General features: G+C 48.2%; 15 protein-coding genes. 9 read left to right on the top strand and 6 right to left on the bottom strand.

Features of this window, described 5'->3' with window-relative positions:
• Window positions 1–33: 33 nt before the first annotated feature.
• A complete protein-coding gene (locus tag SIB58_RS08170; RefSeq protein ID WP_414494813.1) occupies window positions 34–306 on the top strand; it encodes a hypothetical protein in 273 nt (90 codons plus the stop codon).
• A 67-nt stretch (window positions 307–373) separates the two neighbouring features.
• On the opposite strand, the gene SIB58_RS08165 is transcribed toward SIB58_RS08170, so the two are convergent.
• Window positions 374–838, bottom strand: a complete 465-nt coding sequence (locus SIB58_RS08165) for an EF-hand domain-containing protein (protein WP_231856981.1) — start codon at window positions 836–838, stop codon at window positions 374–376.
• 143 nt (window positions 839–981) lie between these two features.
• On the opposite strand from SIB58_RS08165, the gene SIB58_RS08160 reads away from it, so the two are divergent.
• The 4 genes from SIB58_RS08160 (at window position 982) to SIB58_RS08145 (ending at window position 6,123) form a co-directional block, all read left to right on the top strand.
• Window positions 982–1,707, top strand: coding sequence for a response regulator (locus SIB58_RS08160; RefSeq protein WP_186537738.1), 726 nt, complete (start codon window positions 982–984; stop codon window positions 1,705–1,707).
• A gap of 23 nt (window positions 1,708–1,730) precedes the next feature.
• Window positions 1,731–3,074 (top strand): ATP-binding protein, encoded by a 1,344-nt coding sequence (locus SIB58_RS08155; protein ID WP_066905404.1) that lies wholly within the window; start codon window positions 1,731–1,733, stop codon window positions 3,072–3,074.
• Window positions 3,075–3,149: 75 nt separating this feature from the next.
• Window positions 3,150–4,106, top strand: coding sequence for a polyphosphate kinase 2 (ppk2, locus tag SIB58_RS08150; RefSeq protein WP_066905406.1), 957 nt, complete (start codon window positions 3,150–3,152; stop codon window positions 4,104–4,106).
• Between the two features lie 1,846 nt (window positions 4,107–5,952).
• Complete coding sequence (locus SIB58_RS08145) at window positions 5,953–6,123, top strand: hypothetical protein (protein WP_197461076.1); 171 nt, start codon at window positions 5,953–5,955, stop codon at window positions 6,121–6,123.
• A 2,489-nt stretch (window positions 6,124–8,612) separates the two neighbouring features.
• On the opposite strand, the gene SIB58_RS08140 is transcribed toward SIB58_RS08145, so the two are convergent.
• Both SIB58_RS08140 and SIB58_RS08135 read right to left on the bottom strand, forming a co-directional pair.
• Window positions 8,613–9,707, bottom strand: coding sequence for a hypothetical protein (locus SIB58_RS08140; RefSeq protein WP_067325369.1), 1,095 nt, complete (start codon window positions 9,705–9,707; stop codon window positions 8,613–8,615).
• A complete protein-coding gene (locus SIB58_RS08135) occupies window positions 9,704–9,826 on the bottom strand; it encodes a hypothetical protein (RefSeq protein WP_255359939.1) in 123 nt (40 codons plus the stop codon). Before SIB58_RS08135 ends, SIB58_RS08140 begins: the two co-directional genes overlap by 4 nt.
• Window positions 9,827–10,029: 203 nt before the next feature.
• Between SIB58_RS08135 and SIB58_RS08130 the strand changes: the two genes are divergently transcribed.
• Entirely contained in the window at window positions 10,030–10,371 is a 342-nt protein-coding gene (locus tag SIB58_RS08130; protein WP_067325372.1) for a hypothetical protein, read from the top strand.
• A gap of 246 nt (window positions 10,372–10,617) precedes the next feature.
• On the opposite strand, the gene SIB58_RS08125 is transcribed toward SIB58_RS08130, so the two are convergent.
• Window positions 10,618–10,758, bottom strand: coding sequence for a hypothetical protein (locus SIB58_RS08125; protein ID WP_156486510.1), 141 nt, complete (start codon window positions 10,756–10,758; stop codon window positions 10,618–10,620).
• Window positions 10,759–11,462: 704 nt separating this feature from the next.
• Between SIB58_RS08125 and SIB58_RS08120 the strand changes: the two genes are divergently transcribed.
• Window positions 11,463–12,155: a ParA family protein gene (locus SIB58_RS08120; RefSeq protein ID WP_066905417.1), complete on the top strand. Its 693-nt coding sequence runs from the start codon at window positions 11,463–11,465 to the stop codon at window positions 12,153–12,155.
• Between the two features lie 266 nt (window positions 12,156–12,421).
• On the opposite strand, the gene feoB is transcribed toward SIB58_RS08120, so the two are convergent.
• Window positions 12,422–14,266: a ferrous iron transport protein B gene (feoB, locus tag SIB58_RS08115; RefSeq protein WP_066905419.1), complete on the bottom strand. Its 1,845-nt coding sequence runs from the start codon at window positions 14,264–14,266 to the stop codon at window positions 12,422–12,424.
• Between the two features lie 43 nt (window positions 14,267–14,309).
• Complete coding sequence (locus SIB58_RS08110) at window positions 14,310–14,714, bottom strand: FeoA family protein (protein WP_156486511.1); 405 nt, start codon at window positions 14,712–14,714, stop codon at window positions 14,310–14,312.
• A gap of 119 nt (window positions 14,715–14,833) precedes the next feature.
• Between SIB58_RS08110 and SIB58_RS08105 the strand changes: the two genes are divergently transcribed.
• Both SIB58_RS08105 and SIB58_RS08100 read left to right on the top strand, forming a co-directional pair.
• A complete protein-coding gene (locus SIB58_RS08105) occupies window positions 14,834–15,322 on the top strand; it encodes a hypothetical protein (protein ID WP_066905421.1) in 489 nt (162 codons plus the stop codon).
• A gap of 529 nt (window positions 15,323–15,851) precedes the next feature.
• Window positions 15,852–16,226, top strand: a complete 375-nt coding sequence (locus SIB58_RS08100; protein ID WP_066905425.1) for a TM2 domain-containing protein — start codon at window positions 15,852–15,854, stop codon at window positions 16,224–16,226.
• Window positions 16,227–16,339 lie beyond the last annotated feature (113 nt).

The raw sequence follows: 16,339 nt of genomic DNA, 5'->3' as shown, positions 1-16,339 counted from the left end.
GAGGGTGTTTTATTGCTGGCCCTTGGTTCAGGGTTGCTCGCATTTCTGAGCTGGTTGCCTCAGAAGGTCGACGCCATGGTGGTGGTCAGCGAAGCCATTGCTGATCTGATCAGAGGCCTGGGACAGCTCCTGGAGGCCTTGCTCGGCATTGCCGCGGTCATCCTGATTGCCATGCTGCTTCTCGCAGGCCTTTTGGCCCTGGTGTCTGGAGTGTTCCGCCTGGTTAAATCCTTCACACGGTTGTTCAGCTCTGAGCGGCCCAAGCCGAGTCAAGTGATTCAGCGTCGATCCAGGCCCCGCCGTTAAGCATCAGTGGTGGAAAGCATCAGTTGCGAAACACATCATTCGCCAAAAACATCATTCGCGAACAACATCAGGGGCGCGGAGCGAGCGAACGCTGCACCGTCCACAGTTCCTCAAGTGTTAGTCCGCCATCGGCGTCGAGATCGAAACTTACAAAATTCCTGCTCAACCATGGTAGTGATTGGCATTCATGCCGGTCGATCCGACCATCACCATTGCGATCGGCCTGACGGAAGCGTTTCTGCAGCCGCTGACCACTGGGATGAGGGCTCAGGGGTCTGAGATCTTTCAGCAGCAAGTAGCCCCGTGAATCAGGCCGTTGCAGTCGTCTCTCGAAATAGGGCCGACCCCTGACTTCTCCCGTTTCCAGCCGACCGTCACCGTTGACATCCATCAGGATGAACAGTGCCTCCATGCGTTTCCCATAGACCTGAACATGCCGTGGGCTCGCCAGAACAGCGGAGAACAGGTCAAGACTTTGCAACCCGAACAACACGAAGGCCATCAACACCGGTTGTGACAAGCGCTTCGCCATTCATTGAGCATATGGAGATTGGGCGACATGGACATGTCTGAGTCGTGACAGTGATCTGATCAGCTGTGACAAGGTTCGTTTCAGCGCGACAGGAGGCAACGGGATCCATACGATCAGTGCAACTTGAAGCAGCGACAGAACTCATGCCCCGCACTTCGATGATCTGGGTGGTCGACGATGACCCTGATTTGCGTCAGATGGTTGGGACCTATCTGCTGGATCAGGGGTATGACGTCCGCAGCCTCAGCGATGTGAAGCAGCTTGAGGCTCGGCTGGAATTTCAGCGGCCTGATTTGATCGTGCTCGACCTGATGATGCCCGGCGATGATGGGCTGACGGCATTGCGTCGTCTCAGGGATGCCGGAGATGACCTGCCGGTGGTGATGCTCACGGCCCGTGCAGAGGGCGTTGACCGGATCATTGGTCTGGAGCAGGGGGCTGACGATTACCTGGCCAAACCTTTTCTGCCGCGGGAGCTTTCAGCTCGGATTGAAGCGGTGTTGAGGCGGCGCAGTGCCCTGCCCGCAGGCACACCTCTGGCGGAGGGGGGCGATGTGGTGTTTGGAGACAACGTGCTGGATCTGGCTGCCCGCACGCTTACCCGTGAAGGCAAGCCTGTTGTCATTACCAGTGGCGAGTTCAGCTTGTTGGCGTCTTTTGTTCAGCACCCTCATCGCCCTCTCTCTCGCGAGCGGTTGATTGAGCTAGCCCGTGGACCTGGCTGCGATACTGACAGCCGCAGCATGGATGTTCAGGTTTCAAGAGTGCGCAAACTGGTGGAGCCGGATCCAACCCGCCCGCGCTATCTGCAAACAGTCTGGGGTTATGGCTATGTGTTCGTACCTGACGGCCAGCCGCGATCCCGCTGATTTCTCCTTCACGACTGTTGTCGATGCCTTCCCGTCCTTGGAAGAAGCGTTTCACTGCTTTGCTGGGTTGGGGAGGATTGGCCCTCGGTAGTTCGGCCTTTTGCCTGGTGGTCTTCCAGGCTCTTTTCGGTCGTCAACTGGAGCAGTTGCAAACCATTCAGCTCGGCAGAGAGCTAGCCCTGAACGTGCGACTCACTGAGCTGGCACTCGAGCGTTATCCACCTCATCTGGTCGCTGAACTGAGCGGTCTTGATCTCGAGGTCACGGTTCGCCCGAAACCCGCACCTCTGCCACCTTCAGCGGCTTTCAAACGTCAGGCAGATGCGTTGCAGCTTCAGCTTTGTCAACGACTCTCCCATTGTCCAATGGTCTTGCCCGACCGGGCTGCCCGCGGAGAACGCAGCGTCTGGATCGAACTGATTTCCCCTCTGGAGCCCATCTGGCTGCGTGTGGACGTGCCCTCGATGATGCGTTGGCCTCCGGAACCAACACTGCTCGGACTTTCCCTGGTGGGCGCTGGCATCATCTGTGGTGGGTTGTTTCTGCTGGTGGAGGTGGAGGCACCTCTGCGCGGGTTAGAGAAAGCGCTTTCCCGAGTCGGTGAAGGCGAGGACCCTGATGCTGTCGCGGCTCGTGGAGCTCCTGAGGTCCAGCGCCTCACTCAGCGCTTCAACGCCATGGTGGAGAGGCTGGCTGCCAATCGTCGAGAGCGGGCCACCATGCTTGCCGGGATCGCGCATGATCTGAGAGCACCGATCACCCGTCTTCAGTTCCGTCTGTCCATGCCACAGCTCTCAGCAGATGAGCGGGAGCGTTGTGCTGGTGATCTTCAATCTCTGGAGAGAATCACTGGACAGTTTTTGCTGTTTGCCGGCGGTGGTGACAGTGAAACATCGGTTCAAGTTCCCCTGGACCAATTGCTGGCGGAGGTGGCCAGCAGCCATCCTGCAGATCAATTGCGTCTTGATCTAGCTCCGCTGTCCGTTTCGGTCAAACCCGTTGCCCTCGGTCGTGCAATCGCCAACCTGATTGATAACGCTTTCTCCTATGGAGTGGCCCCTGTCACTCTGCGTTTGCATATCGAAAATGAACGCTGCTGTATCGATGTCTGGGATCAAGGTAAAGGTATGCCTGCCCAGCAATGGGAGGAGGCTTTGCAGCCCTTTCACCGCCTTGATTCATCACGCGGTCAGCAGGGCCATTGCGGTCTAGGGCTGGCCATTGTGTCTCATGTCGCCCGTCTGCATGGCGGCAGGCTTGAGTGCATCCATCGCGCCGATACCGATTCAGGCACTGATCTAGGCAGGTTTGCGATCCGTTTCAGCCTGCCTTTGCCAGATGGTCAGTCCACGTCACTGGCGAGCTGAAATCTGAGAAAAACCGGAGCTGTTGGTGAGCTAGTCACGTCTGCTGCCACCAATAGGAACGGATTTGTTCAGAGCATGGGCAACAAGGACAAGAGCAAGGCAAAAAAACACGATCAAGCCAAGGACAAAAGTCGGTCAGGCCGCGCTTCTGAAGTTGCTCTTGCAAGCCTTGGTGGCAGCGCACAGGACATTGACAGTCCATCAGAGCTGCTTGGCGATCTCATGGAAGATCAACATCAAAAGATTAAGAGGCTGAACAAGAAGCTTTATGAGGCTGAATTGATCCGCCTGCAGACTGATCTGGTCAGAATGCAGTACTGGATTCGTGAAACCGGCTATCGGATGATCGTTCTCTTTGAAGGGCGTGATGCTGCTGGAAAAGGCGGCACGATCAAACGATTGACCGAACCACTGAATCCAAGAGGTTGCAGGGTTGTGGCATTGGGAACACCAACGGAGCGCCAAAAAAGCCAGTGGTATTTCCAGCGCTATGTGGAACATTTTCCTGCTGCTGGTGAGATTGTTGTATTCGATCGAAGCTGGTACAACCGAGCCGGTGTTGAGCGTGTGATGGGCTTCTGTAGCCCTGAACAGGTTGAACAGTTTCTTGATGATGCTCCTGAATTTGAGCGGATGCTGGTGCGCAGCGGCATTCTTGTTCTCAAGTATTGGTTCTCTGTCAGCGACACCGAACAGGAAATGCGTTTTCAGTCACGTATTGATGATCCCACACGCCGTTGGAAGTTGAGTCCGATGGATCTTGAGGCGCGTAATCGTTGGGTGGATTTTTCAAGAGCAAAGGATGAAATGTTTACGCGAACAAATATCCCTGAGGCTCCCTGGTTCACTGTTGAAGCAGATGATAAGAGGAGAGCCAGACTCAATTGTCTTCGCCATGTACTCAGTAAGGTGCCATGGGAAGACATGACTCCACCTGGGATCAAGCTCCCTCCCAGACCCAAAAAGGGTGATTATGCACGCCCTCCCATTAACGAACAATTCTTTGTTCCGAACATGTACCCGCACCACTAGCCAAGTAATTGTAAGGTTTCTGCCAGTTTGACTCCTACGGCTGGTGAAATAGGCTTCTCGTCCTCAGCCAGTGAAATAAGAATCAGATCCCGTTGCAGCAGGTGCAGCGCAGCACCCAGCCGGGTGAAACCCTCGGTACGTCGAATTCACCGATAATTTTAATGGCGCGGCTGACGTCCAAGTGTTCGCCCCACACATCCGCCATAAACCATTGATGACTCAACGCTCAGTCTGCCCAGACCCGCCTGTAAGGATCACCATCTCGCCACCAGCTGCGCAGCAGTACGCGAGCAAGCTCCTGAAGCCATCGGCTATTGCCAACAGCGCAATCGCTCTAGTGTCTGGCCCTGCGGTGAAATAAGGGTGACCATTAATTTTAGACAGCATCTCTGCGCGTTCACGCTGCTCTTCAAACCATGCGGCGGAACTTCAACTCTACACACATTCACCAATGCCCCTGAACACGCTGATGGGGAATAAGCACTACTGCCTCCAATAGAAAGATCAAACTGACTTTTCCAAGGGAACGATATTGCTCAAGAGTGGGCTAGAAGATCCACTTCAGACCACCACCAGCAGACCACTCATCACCGTTATCCCACCAACGGCCTCTGCCATTGATGAATAAGCTGATGTCACCGGAGCGAACCTCAGCAACTGCTTCAAGAACGAAGGCATTGTTGCCTAACGTTCGACCAAGAGGTCTTTTTCTGCTTCAGAGCCCCGGCCAGGGCTCTATTCTTTTGGCTTGTGCTCTTGCGAGAACGAGAAAAGTGGTGAATGCATGAGGACACAGCTTCTGGTCTGCTCCATCGCTTTTTGAAAGGTGGATTACTCCTCATCTGAATTCACAATTACCTCCTGATGGAGACTTTTGCTCGCAGTCATACATCCCACGTCAGTTTAGCTCCTGACGACATTGTTCGACACACCAAGGCAATGGCGAATTAGATGTCGACCCAGCGCTCCAGTGCTTACCATTTTTCAAAAAGGCTTCCGAACAATCATGCTTTCGCTTAAGCGTACACATTGAGATGCTCAGTGCATACGATGCTGCCTTTGTTGATAGCCACAGGTCATTTTTATTTCTTTTGGCAATGCTATTGCACCGACTAAATAAATATTGACAACCGCAATTCTATGAAACATTGAAACAGTTCTAGAATGATTTAAAGATCAACAACTAGGCAAATCCGAGATGAAATCACGCCGCAAATTCACCCCTCAGCGGTGATGCCTTTTTGCAAATAATAAAAACTACTGTTAGCGACAGAGATTCACTCAGTGGAGCCATGGAGACTCGAACTCCTGAACCGCTGCATGTCATGCAGGCAAAAAATCGCTCAAAAAGCGCTAAATAACTGCAATCTTGAAGAAAAAGCTTCAGGAAATGTACAAGATTGATGTACTTTTGGAGGCTTGCGCTAGATCCAATGGTCTTGGCTTCGGGCACGCCAGACTCGTCAAGTCGCACTGCGGCTGCCGCATGAAGGCGAATGGCAAATTTCTCCCAAAATCAGACTGGATGAACACAGCGCAGCGGACTTACCCGGTAATGCAGTATCGCTGACATCCCCGGGCTTGCCTGCTCCGTCAGACTGAGCCACAAGAATGGCGTCGAGCGCTGTGACTCAAAACTGAAACGGGACTCAATATTGACAAGTTTCACACTGTTGCCGTGGCCGTCGGGCCCATTTTCCACGTACAGGTGCCTGGGAACTGCTTCCAACCTTCTCGCGATTAACAACAAACGACTAGTTTTGCGTGCTCGGTTGCATGCCGGTTATCACTATGACAACCCATTGATGTCAATGACGAAAATAATGACTGCAATCAATTCACTTCAATGACCACCGAGATCCGCAACTGGGACACCATTGCCAAAGCAATGGAAGCCGCCGGGGCGACATCAAGCCAGATGTATCTCCGCGCTAAAGCCTTGGCAGAAGGAAAAGCCGATCCAATGCCGACCACTTCTCCTGCAGCTCCCTTCAGCATTTCGGCTGTGGCTGGCTGAGTTAGTGCGGTCAAAGCCTCATAACATTAGGCACTGACCGCACCTTTGCGTCCTGATAAATGACAACCGAAAGTGCCCGGGTCCCAGTCAGTGACTGCTCAGAAGTTGCGGCAGGGTTAATTTTCCTCAGCCTTTGGGCTATGTATATGGACAGTGTATCGATTTGACGAAGTCGGATCCTTTTATACAGCCAGTGTTTGCAGAACACACTCATGCAACTTCATGGGAGTGTCTGAGCGCAAATTGTTGAGTATTTTTTGTCAGAGAATTATACCTAAGTGATTTACACATTGAAACAGCAGGCTTGACTTTATTTAGTGATGCGTCTTATGGACTATCTACTTCTAGGTCTGATATGGATTATTTAAAAGCTGAATGTGATCAGAAGCCTCTTGCAGAAAGCTGGGAGGCGCTCGAGAGCTATTTCGCATGTATTTCAGAATGTTCAATTAATGATCATGAATGTGTTTCCGATTGTCTTGATCAACATCTCAACAGCGATGATGGAATGAGTCCATCATTGGCTTCATTTTTGTCTGGACCTGCGAACCGAAATGGTTTCTTGACTCAAACACCCTGAACCTGGGAGTACAATTGTTTGAATTCTGGAGTCCGGCTGACACACCTTGCTTGCGGGAAGGCTGAGAGAAATTCGAGTCAGGGGCACACGAGCAAACGTTGAAGACCATCTGTTGGCACAGATTTGTATTCAGCGCTGGTCAGTCAGGTTCGTGCGCTTGCTATCCGCAAAGATCGCGGCAACACCTTTACATTAGTTAATATTTATGTCATTCTTGTCTTCCATGCCTAAAGCTTCCGACAACTTCACACCCGATTCGACCAAGGTCTTTAGTGAAAAGCTCAACGGTCGTGCTGCGATGCTTGGTCTGGCAATTGGATTGGCCACCGAAGCGCTTACCGGAAGGGCACTATCTAACAGGTGTTTGGAATCTTCGAGTGAGCTTCATTCTAAGCAATATCGACTCTCTCGCCTTCGCTTCTGTGAGCTTGTTTGTGGCCAGTCATCATCCCCAAATCCATGAGCACCCAGCTTCGGCTGCGGTCAACCTTCTTAGGCTGGGAACTCTGTTGACACATAAAGCAGCAGCGCAGGCAAACGAGTCGACGGCAGCCACGATGCATATCCAATAGACGGGCAACACTTGAACTGCTGTCATGACATTGCCAGTGTCTTAAGTCTTGCTTGGAACGTATCCACGGACTACATCGGGCTTGAGAGGCAGCGCCAGATAACAGCAAGGTCCAGTTGCTGAGTCCTCAAGCAACAAACATTTCGATGCTGTGATTCTTTCAGTTGTTCTGCTTGCTGCGATTTCGCTAACTCAGCTAATCGCTGCTCAAGGGTGGTGCTGCAGGTCTGCTGATCGGCAATAAAAAGTCGATTAAGCAATGACTCCGATTTGGCGAGCAGAAAGCCGATCAGGTTTTGGCTTGCATTCAACAGTGACTTGCTGCTGGCAGGTAGTTCGTGGCTTCGCCTCAATGAGCCCTCGAACCATCTCTGATCATGGCTGTCTTAGTGTTGGCTTTAGCCTTTGCTTTCGCAATCTTCTGCACTTATGCGGGTTTACTGGGAATCGGTCTCGGCGATGAGTATTTCTCGCTAGGTACTGGTTTCGAGAACATCAAACTCTCGAGAAAGCGCATCAGCATCCTGGAATCGCTTGTTCAAAAGCAAGTCTCTGACTCTTATTTTCCACCAATCTTCAAGTAACCTGGCGTCACGCTTACTCAAAGTGAGTTTAGGTAAATCCACAGTCCTCCTTTGAAGTTGAGTCATTCAATCGCGTTATTCAACATGGACATGAAAATCATTACATAACTTAGGTGTTTTAGAATACGCTACTGCGTTGCTTATTGCTCACTGTTAGTGATGCTGATGAACACTGCTAGCCTCGTGGATGCAATCAACTGATAGAGCATGGTTGCAGTGATGTGATTAGAAAAAAGGCAGGGACTATCACCTCCTGCCCCGAGCTGTCACATCCTTCATCAATGCAACTGTGTGACAGTAGAAACAGAGAGTTGGGTGGCGAGAGTTCAAAACTGACGGTTTACCCAACCTTCATTAGCGACTCATCCGAGTTCGGGAATCACAGGGGTGATGAGCTCCCATAAAGGAGGGGGCATTTCTGCCCCCTCCTACCCATGAGAACTCTGTCCTCTCCAGAAGGGCAGGTGTTCCTCGGGTCTGCCTAATTTCTAAGCGGTCTCAAGAACGAAAAATCCGCCGGGCAATACAAATCAAAGAATCGACTCAGAGGGTATCTCCTAGTTCTGCGTCTGCTCCCATAAAGGAGGGCCCCATTTGGGGCCCTGAAGGCCGTGTGGACCAACTCCTGGTGGCCTTTGACCTTGAATGCTTGTACCAGGCTGTGTCGGTAAACACATCCGTAAAACTACTCGTCTTTGATTACCAGTCTGCGTCAGTCATTAGAAAAGGGGCCAGGATCGTTTGCCCCCCAAGGTCACCTAAACCACGCAACACGGGAAATGGTCCCTGACCTTGCATCATTTCTAATCATTCTTGGCATGGTGAGCATCCGTTGTAGTACTCCCCTTTGGCCACAAGAAGGAGCGTTCAACATTTCGGGGTCATGGGTGACCAGGTTTGGATTGGCCCATCGGATCACCCCGGAGTCCACATCAGCTGCGACCTCCACCTGTTCCCAACCAGGCTCGGCATCAGGAGCGACCTGAATTGGGGGATCCCTCGGCTGCACAACGGTTGACTCTTCTGTCTGCATCTCAGCAATCAGCGCATTGAGTTCTGTTGGAGCATCAACCTCTGATCGGATCTGCAGCAGCAGTCGCTCGCAGAACTCCCGCGGAAACCCCTCCGGCGGCTCGGGTTCCTCGAGGTCCCAGGCAATGACCAGCGATACCAGAGCATCAAGATTGGTGCTGATCCCCCGCGGCATACAACTACCACCCGGTGCTCGTTTTTCGTGGCTGCAGCTCTTCACTGACAGCTGGTGGTTGAGACATTGGGGGGACTCCCTTTTTTCCTCATTAACTGCAGCGGCCGGCGCTGTGCTTTCCTCCAACTCCAGCGGTGGAATCGGGATTTCATCAGTGATCGGCTGGGCTTCTTGGAACACTTGAACCTTCTGATTGATGACTGTTTCTCGGTTTGCCTTGCGCCTGAAAATTCGGCGCTGACGTGCGCTGAGCGACCTCATTGCCGTGCGCAATGGTTGCAATTCAGCCCTTAATTGCTTGCATGCTTCCAGGAGATTGCGCCTACGTAGCGCCCCTGCTTTTCTTTTCTCTCTGTCAGTTTTGTTGGTCTCAATTCGCGGCTGTCGAAAAACTGCACTCACTTGCTTTTTGGCTGCTTTTTCTGTAACTCGTAGCCGGTCAAATGCGCTGCTGCGACTCCTCAGCAGCTTTTTCTTGGACTCTTCGATTGCTCTTCTCTCAGCAACCTGCTCCTCCAGTTGTTGACCTATGACAGGGTCGAATTCCGTGAATGCAGTGACATGCTGCTGCACCAGTGAAATCCGCTGCTCTTCGGGCATCAGCTGCAAGCGCAGCATCAGATCATCGAAAGTCGCGGTCACTCGAGAGCCCTCCGATGGATGATCTCTGAATGGATGGAGGCGTAAGTGTCCTGCAGGATCAATGCAGTGGTGATTGCATCAACGCCTGCTGTTTCAGGCTCCTTGCCTAAACGCAACATGCCGGCTGCTGCTGCTTCCCATGCCAGACCGAAAAATTTGTTTGAAAGTTTTTCTAGAGAATAGGACTCTTTTTATCTAAACATCGGGTTTTCCTTCTGGCCAGTCAGGCCTGCTCATGGTGCTTTAAGTAGATGCCTGGTGTATATGGTTGTCCGCAGAGGCAGAATCAAGACCACTAGCGTGGTGCAAATATTTTTGATCCATGTCCGATGAATTAGTTAGTTATTTCACAATAAAATGTATTGAGCTAAAGAGTTCGATTGCGGATGGATACGAGAAAGACAGCCTTGAAAGATTCCTCAACCAATACATTAGCCGGGGTGTTCAAGGCCCTGTCCGATATTTTTGCGGATCAGAGATCGAGGTTTATGCAAAAATCAGAGTGGTTATGGAATTTATGCAACAAGACCTGTCGTCTGTGAATGAGATTTTTGAGATGATTCAATTTATAGAGCTCGATCAGTGGTTTCTTGATTCCAACACGGGAAATGTTTCTCCCGGGCTAGTGAGTCAAGCCATTTCTGGAGAAAATCAAGTTGCTTAGTCATGCCATTCTTATGCTGTAAATCATTAATCGCTGTAAAAATGATGGACACTGGTTTTTGTCATATTGCCAATTGGCTGCTTCTCGATCGGATGAATTGAGTTTTTGTTTGTTTGTTTGTTTGTTTGTTTGTGCTTTAGGTGTAAACTAAGAGAAGCTGGATGGCGATGAAGATTGGTAAGTTCAGAGCTTGCTATTCAGTCAATTCGTTAAATTTTTTATTAAATATTTTCAGACTAATTTTGCTTAGATCACATCTTCGAACAACTCATCTTCGCCATAAAACAACCACGGCTGACCACTGTCGAGCCGGTTGCGTTTCATCCAAGCGGTGAAGCTTTCAACGTCCTCTTGTTGAGGCAGAGTTTCGTTTGAATTTTCGTTCATAGAGAACAATCTGGCCAGAAGCAGTGATGATCACGTGTGATTTCATGCAACGAGCCGTGACTGTTTGATCATTCTCAGGTTCCTGCCACTGGGCTCAGATCGTGCATTGGTTTTGCACTGGTCAGGCATTTCAAGCAAAGGCTCATGTCATCTGCTGTTGGTGGCTGCCTTTTGTTATGGACTGATTCTCGCTGAACTCAGGAGGAGTGAGTGATGGCACGATTGACTGATGAATCCATCGGATAGACCAGTGGATCCACAGTAGTCCCTCATTATTCGTGATAATTGTCGTGTCTGGAGTCCTTGCCCCAGACATTTGTTCTCAGTCGGGGCGATAGGGATACCGCCCCGTTTTTTATTGGCGTTGGGATTCTTTCAATGATCTCTCTCGAGTAGAGCATCACATGTACGGATGAGCAATTCCAAGTCAATCAAGATGCAAGACCTCTGAACAGCTTGTTGATTGCTATCAATCTTGGGCTTGCCTGGTTGAGCTTTCGGTAAGTTCCGATCACGCACTTTGGCTCCTTTTGGCCCATCTTGATCAAGTAAATGTTTGATTTGTGATCTTGTAGATCCTCTTTTCTCCTGTGACTCATGCAGTAACAGCTGATTCGACGTCATCTTTCGCCCATGACATGGAGCTTAAAAGCACTTGACATCTTACTTGTTGACGTAATGATGTTAAAAATTTCTTCCAAACAATGTTTATCACTGTTTTCGGTCAGAAAGGAGGAGTTGCAAAAACATGTACGAGCGTTCATTTTGCTGCCATCTGGGCCCACCAACAAAAAAAAGTTGCTTTGATTGACGCGGACAGAAATCGATCGGCAACTGCTTATGGAGCACGTGAATTGCTTCCCTACCCAGTGATTCCGATTGAAGCAGCAGCTAAAGCAGCTAGAGGTGCGGATATTGTTGTGACAGATGGTCAAGCAAGCAGCAACGAAGAAGAACTTAAAAATCTTGTTGAAGGCTCTGATATTATTGTCCTGCCTACGACACCTCAGAGTCGCTCAATAGAATTAACTGTTGAAATGTCGACGTTGTTAAATAATTATCGTATTCCTTATGCTGCTTTGTTGGTTAAGGTTGATTCACGAAAAAAATCTTCAGCAGAGTCTGCCATTGAAATCCTTGAAGGTTTTGGTATTCATGTTTTAAACTCTCAAATTCCTCTTTTAAGCGCTTTTGAGAGCGCTGAAACCAATGGTGTTACGGTGGATCAGTCTGTTGATAAAAGAGGTCGAGCACATTCAAGGCGCATGATGGGTTGGTATGCCTATGACAAAGCTTGCATTGAGATTGAAGAGCTTTATCAGGCACACCAAGAAAAAAATATCTCCTCAACTCCAATAGGTTGGGACTTCACACCACTGGAACATAGAGCTGCATGATTAAATCATCATTGCTTTGATTGAATAGAATTTAATACTTTCCAAGATATTGGCCACTCATTTCATAGTAAGCAATGAGTAAGAAGATATTTGAATCAAATTCCTTTCAATAAATGTTTTCGTTTCGCTTTTAACAGTTAGCCGATATTGGTGTTTTTCAATAATTGTATCCAGTCTGTGGTTTTCAATGTCATGATGCAAACCAGACAACAAAAAATCTCGATGGTAATTCATGGAATTACCATCGAGTTTGTAGTTTATTGGATTTAAGAAGTGAAGATCAAACCGTATATCTGATAGAATCCAAAAGCAACAACCCAGGCAACGACCATTGATACAGCAACAGAAAATAGGGTGAATCTGGCTGATTTTGTCTCACCCCAAATGGTTGCAACAGTCGTTAGGCATGGAACGTACAGAAGGCTGAAAAGACAGTAACTGAAACCTTGCCGGAAATTGATAGCACCTCCCAGTGTTGATTTGAGTGCATCACTTCCTTCACTCAATCCATACATTGTGGCAACAGCAGCCAATTGAACTTCCTTGGCGACGAAGCCAATGATTAGTGAAACAGTCAACAACGGATTGATGCCCAAAGGAGCCATCAAGGGTTGGAAGAAGGTTCCGATTTGTCCTGCGTAGGTATTCAATCCTTCGGATCCACCAGGATAATTAGTAAGGAACCAAGTGATCGTCGTACCAATAATCATGAAGACAGAAAGTTTCTGAACGAACGTCTTCATTTCACTCCACACATTCAATGCTACTTGTTTGAATGTTGGAGTTCTGTAGGGGGGCAATTCAATGACAAACGGATCTTTTGACTTGAACTGTCCACTAGCATTAAAAATCATCGCCATTACAAATGCCACGACAAAGCTGATGATGTAGAGCAGCCACAGGGCAACAGCACCCAAATAGCTGGGCAGGATGATTCCCAGGAAAAATACAAAAACTTGTAGTCTTGCAGAACATAATGCGAATGGAATAACAAGAATTGAAAGCAATCTCTGACTGCGTGAACGAATTGTTCTTGTTCCCATGATCGCAGGAACATTACAGCCGAATCCGAACAGCTGCATTACGAATCCACGGCCGTCAAGACCTGCCTTACGCATGATGTTGTCCATCAGATATGCAGCTCTTGAGAGATAACCACTGTCTTCGAGAGCAGTCATCACAACAAAGAAGAAGGCAACAAGTGGCACAAAGCCGAGCAACGAAGCGAATCCTGTATAAGGTCCATTGATTACAAAATCTTTAACGATCTCAGGGAGAAAGCTCAACCCTGGCTCTAAGACAGTTGCTTGGAACCAATCCGTGAAGTCCCCAACCGGATCCTGTGCTGGCATGCCCACGTTCCAGATAAATAGGAAGAGGGCCAACATGGTCAGGAAAAAGATTGGCAAACCGAAAATCGGATGCAGAAGCACTGCATCCATGCGATTCGTAAATGTCACCAGATTTTCCGGTGGCATTTCAATGCCTTGATCTAGAGATTCTTGGATTTCTTCATCGCTGATCTTATTCTCTCGGCAGAATTCAACGAGTTCGGATACCTTATATGAATCTTTGATGTCATTAACAGTATTCCAGATTCCATCGATGGCCAGACTGCAGCCTGCGCCGTATTTTGCACTGATCGTAAAGACAGGCATTCCAAGGTGCTGAGAAAGCTTCTGAGTATTGATTTTCACCCCAAAGCGTTTGACCTCGTCTGCCATATTGAGTGCAACCAAACTCGGAATACCAAGTTTTTTGAGTTGCAGTGGAATAAGTATTTGTCTATCAATCTGAGATGCATTAACAACGCAAACGATTAAATCGAAATTGTATTGCTGTAAAAAATCCTGAACAACTTTTTCATCCTCTGTGAATCCATCGAGATCGTAGATTCCTGGCAAGTCGACAAATTCGACGGTTTTTCCATCGCGTTCAACTTTCGCCTGCATGAAATCAACCGTCAAGCCAGGCCAGTTAGCGACTCCTGCAGTCGCGTTTGTGACGCGATTGAAGAAAGTTGATTTACCTGTATTGGGTTGACCTATAAAAACGATCCTTGGTAGTTCGTTTTTTGCCTGGATTGTTTTACCAGTTTCTGCGGTGATCATGATGAAGTTTTAGAACTAGTTGAAAAAGAATGAAGGGACAGGGTCATGATTTTTTGGTGTCTGAGACATCTGTGATTTCAACCAGAGCCGCCTCAGACTTTCGTATAGCAATTTCAGTGGTGCTGCCAACTCTTACTTCGTAGGGATCACCACCAGGAGCCTTGCGCATGACTCGTACCGTTCTACCCTTCCTTATTCCCATTGCTTCCAGACGATCCTTGAAGGAATTGCTCAAGTCACTTCCGTCACTGCTGACGCCAACGACTGTTGCTGAGTGATGGACGTCTAACTCACTTAATTTCATTTGCGTGGATGGGCTTTTGCAACTCTGTAAAAAGGCTAGAGCTCCAAGATTGATCTGGCAATATAAGAAGACTGAAAAATGACTGAAAAGATCACTTCGGTAGAATTTTTTACTGATGATCTTTGCACTTTTTTCGAAAAACAAGCAAATCCTTTAGATACGAGCTGAGATCAGAGCTGTATTGTCACATTTGATACCTCGTAGTTGATGTTGCTTGTCGACCTCTGAATCGCTGCTAATTTGAGATTTGATTGTATTTAATCATGCTGATTATTGAAATTGAGTTGCTCATTGCGCTTGTGCTTGTCCTGATAGCTATTACACGTCGTACTGCAATCACGCAATGGCTTGCCAATAGAAGATATCAAATTGGTCTTAAGCGGGCTAGGAAGCTGTTCCAATTATTAGATCAAAAAGATGGTCAGAATGCGATCACTAATCACCTGCTCGAAGAGGGTCATTTTTTACGTTCTAAGCGTAGAGTAGGAGATTTTTATTGCATCCCTGATGAAGACATCGATGGCGAGAAGCAAGATATTATGCTCAGGATGTCACACAAGAACGAACCACGTTGGGTCGCTCTTCGAAGGCTTTACCTCAGCTCAATTCAGGATGGTTATTTCAAGAAGTCTGTAATTGACATTCCTGCCCTTTGGGATCGTGAGTTCGACGTAGCTTATGATCACTGGAAAGATAATCTTTCTGGAACCATCCAAAGAGATGAGCAAGAAGATGCTTGGATCGTTGCTTAAGACCTAACGATAACCTGCTCTTTGTTTTGATTTCCTTGGCCTGTTCACTGGCCAAGGTTTTTTATTAGTTTTTATTCTTACTTGACTTGCTGATTTTTATTTCTTGTTTTCAGTAAGTTTGAAACTGAATGGAACAGCGCTTCAAGAAGGTGTCCGAAGCTTCTCAACAGGCGTTTAATGCCTAAGTTTGGCATTTTGCCGCATTTGCTGCAATGGGGCATCAGTCTGACTCATACACAGTTAACCCTAGTCCGAGAGGTTGCTGAAAACCCTATTCTTTTGATTTCTTTTCTGTCCTGGGTTGACGAGGTCGTTCATGATAAGAATGATGGTTTTCAATTTTTCGACCGGCACGTACTCCTGAGTTTCAATCAGCTCAAAATTTTTCGCTGGTGTTCATTGTATTTGCTTAAGGTCTATTCTTGTCAGCCGGTCTTTGCCCTGATCACCCTGTTGTTCTGGTGTTAACAACATTTTATATCTGGTGACGGCGGATCAGAGAATTCTCTGGTGCTTTTCTGCAACAAGCTTGATCTCTCGTCCTGTCATTGTTAACCTGTTAAAAGCAATCATTCTATGGCTACAGATGAGAAAAGAGTATCAACATCTTGCTAAAAAAATGTCTCATGGTGAACAGATGGTTTTTGAAAATGAATTTGAGCTACGTTGCAGACAGCCCTCTTTAGGAGTTGTTTATGCCCTGCTTTTGGGATGGTTTGGTTTTCACCGATTTTGGTTGAATGATCGCAACAGTGGTATTATTTTTCTCGTTTTTTCATGGACATTGTTGCCTGCGCTTTTTTCCATCTTTGATGCTCTTTGCATGCGCGAATTGTGCACAGGTTATAACAATAGATTAGCAAAACAATTGTATGATGATATCAAGGAAATCAGCCCTTACTAATATCTGGATTCTCTTTGTTGTCTCAGTAGTCTCTTGAGTCTAGGTTTTGCCGCTGCATTAGACGATCTTGTGCATCATTTGAATAAATGATCGTTGCGCCCCCTTGCGGTCTT

The organism is Synechococcus sp. MIT S9504, from assembly GCF_047497135.1.
Taxonomy (GTDB): domain Bacteria; phylum Cyanobacteriota; class Cyanobacteriia; order PCC-6307; family Cyanobiaceae; genus Synechococcus_C.
The sequence above is the reverse complement of the archived record's forward strand: the minus strand, read 5'-3'. Positions and strand labels throughout refer to the sequence as shown.

Coding starts and splice junctions, on each gene's coding strand:
- SIB58_RS08165 (WP_231856981.1), bottom strand. CDS start 838: ATGGCGAAGCGCTTGTCACAACCGGTGTTGATGGCCTTCGTGTTGTTC.
- SIB58_RS08160 (WP_186537738.1), top strand. CDS start 982: ATGCCCCGCACTTCGATGATCTGGGTGGTCGACGATGACCCTGATTTG.
- SIB58_RS08155 (WP_066905404.1), top strand. CDS start 1,731: ATGCCTTCCCGTCCTTGGAAGAAGCGTTTCACTGCTTTGCTGGGTTGG.
- ppk2 (WP_066905406.1), top strand. CDS start 3,150: ATGGGCAACAAGGACAAGAGCAAGGCAAAAAAACACGATCAAGCCAAG.
- SIB58_RS08145 (WP_197461076.1), top strand. CDS start 5,953: ATGACCACCGAGATCCGCAACTGGGACACCATTGCCAAAGCAATGGAA.
- SIB58_RS08135 (WP_255359939.1), bottom strand. CDS start 9,826: ATGTTGCGTTTAGGCAAGGAGCCTGAAACAGCAGGCGTTGATGCAATC.
- SIB58_RS08130 (WP_067325372.1), top strand. CDS start 10,030: ATGTCCGATGAATTAGTTAGTTATTTCACAATAAAATGTATTGAGCTA.
- SIB58_RS08125 (WP_156486510.1), bottom strand. CDS start 10,758: ATGAACGAAAATTCAAACGAAACTCTGCCTCAACAAGAGGACGTTGAA.
- SIB58_RS08120 (WP_066905417.1), top strand. CDS start 11,463: ATGTTTATCACTGTTTTCGGTCAGAAAGGAGGAGTTGCAAAAACATGT.
- feoB (WP_066905419.1), bottom strand. CDS start 14,266: ATGATCACCGCAGAAACTGGTAAAACAATCCAGGCAAAAAACGAACTA.
- SIB58_RS08105 (WP_066905421.1), top strand. CDS start 14,834: ATGCTGATTATTGAAATTGAGTTGCTCATTGCGCTTGTGCTTGTCCTG.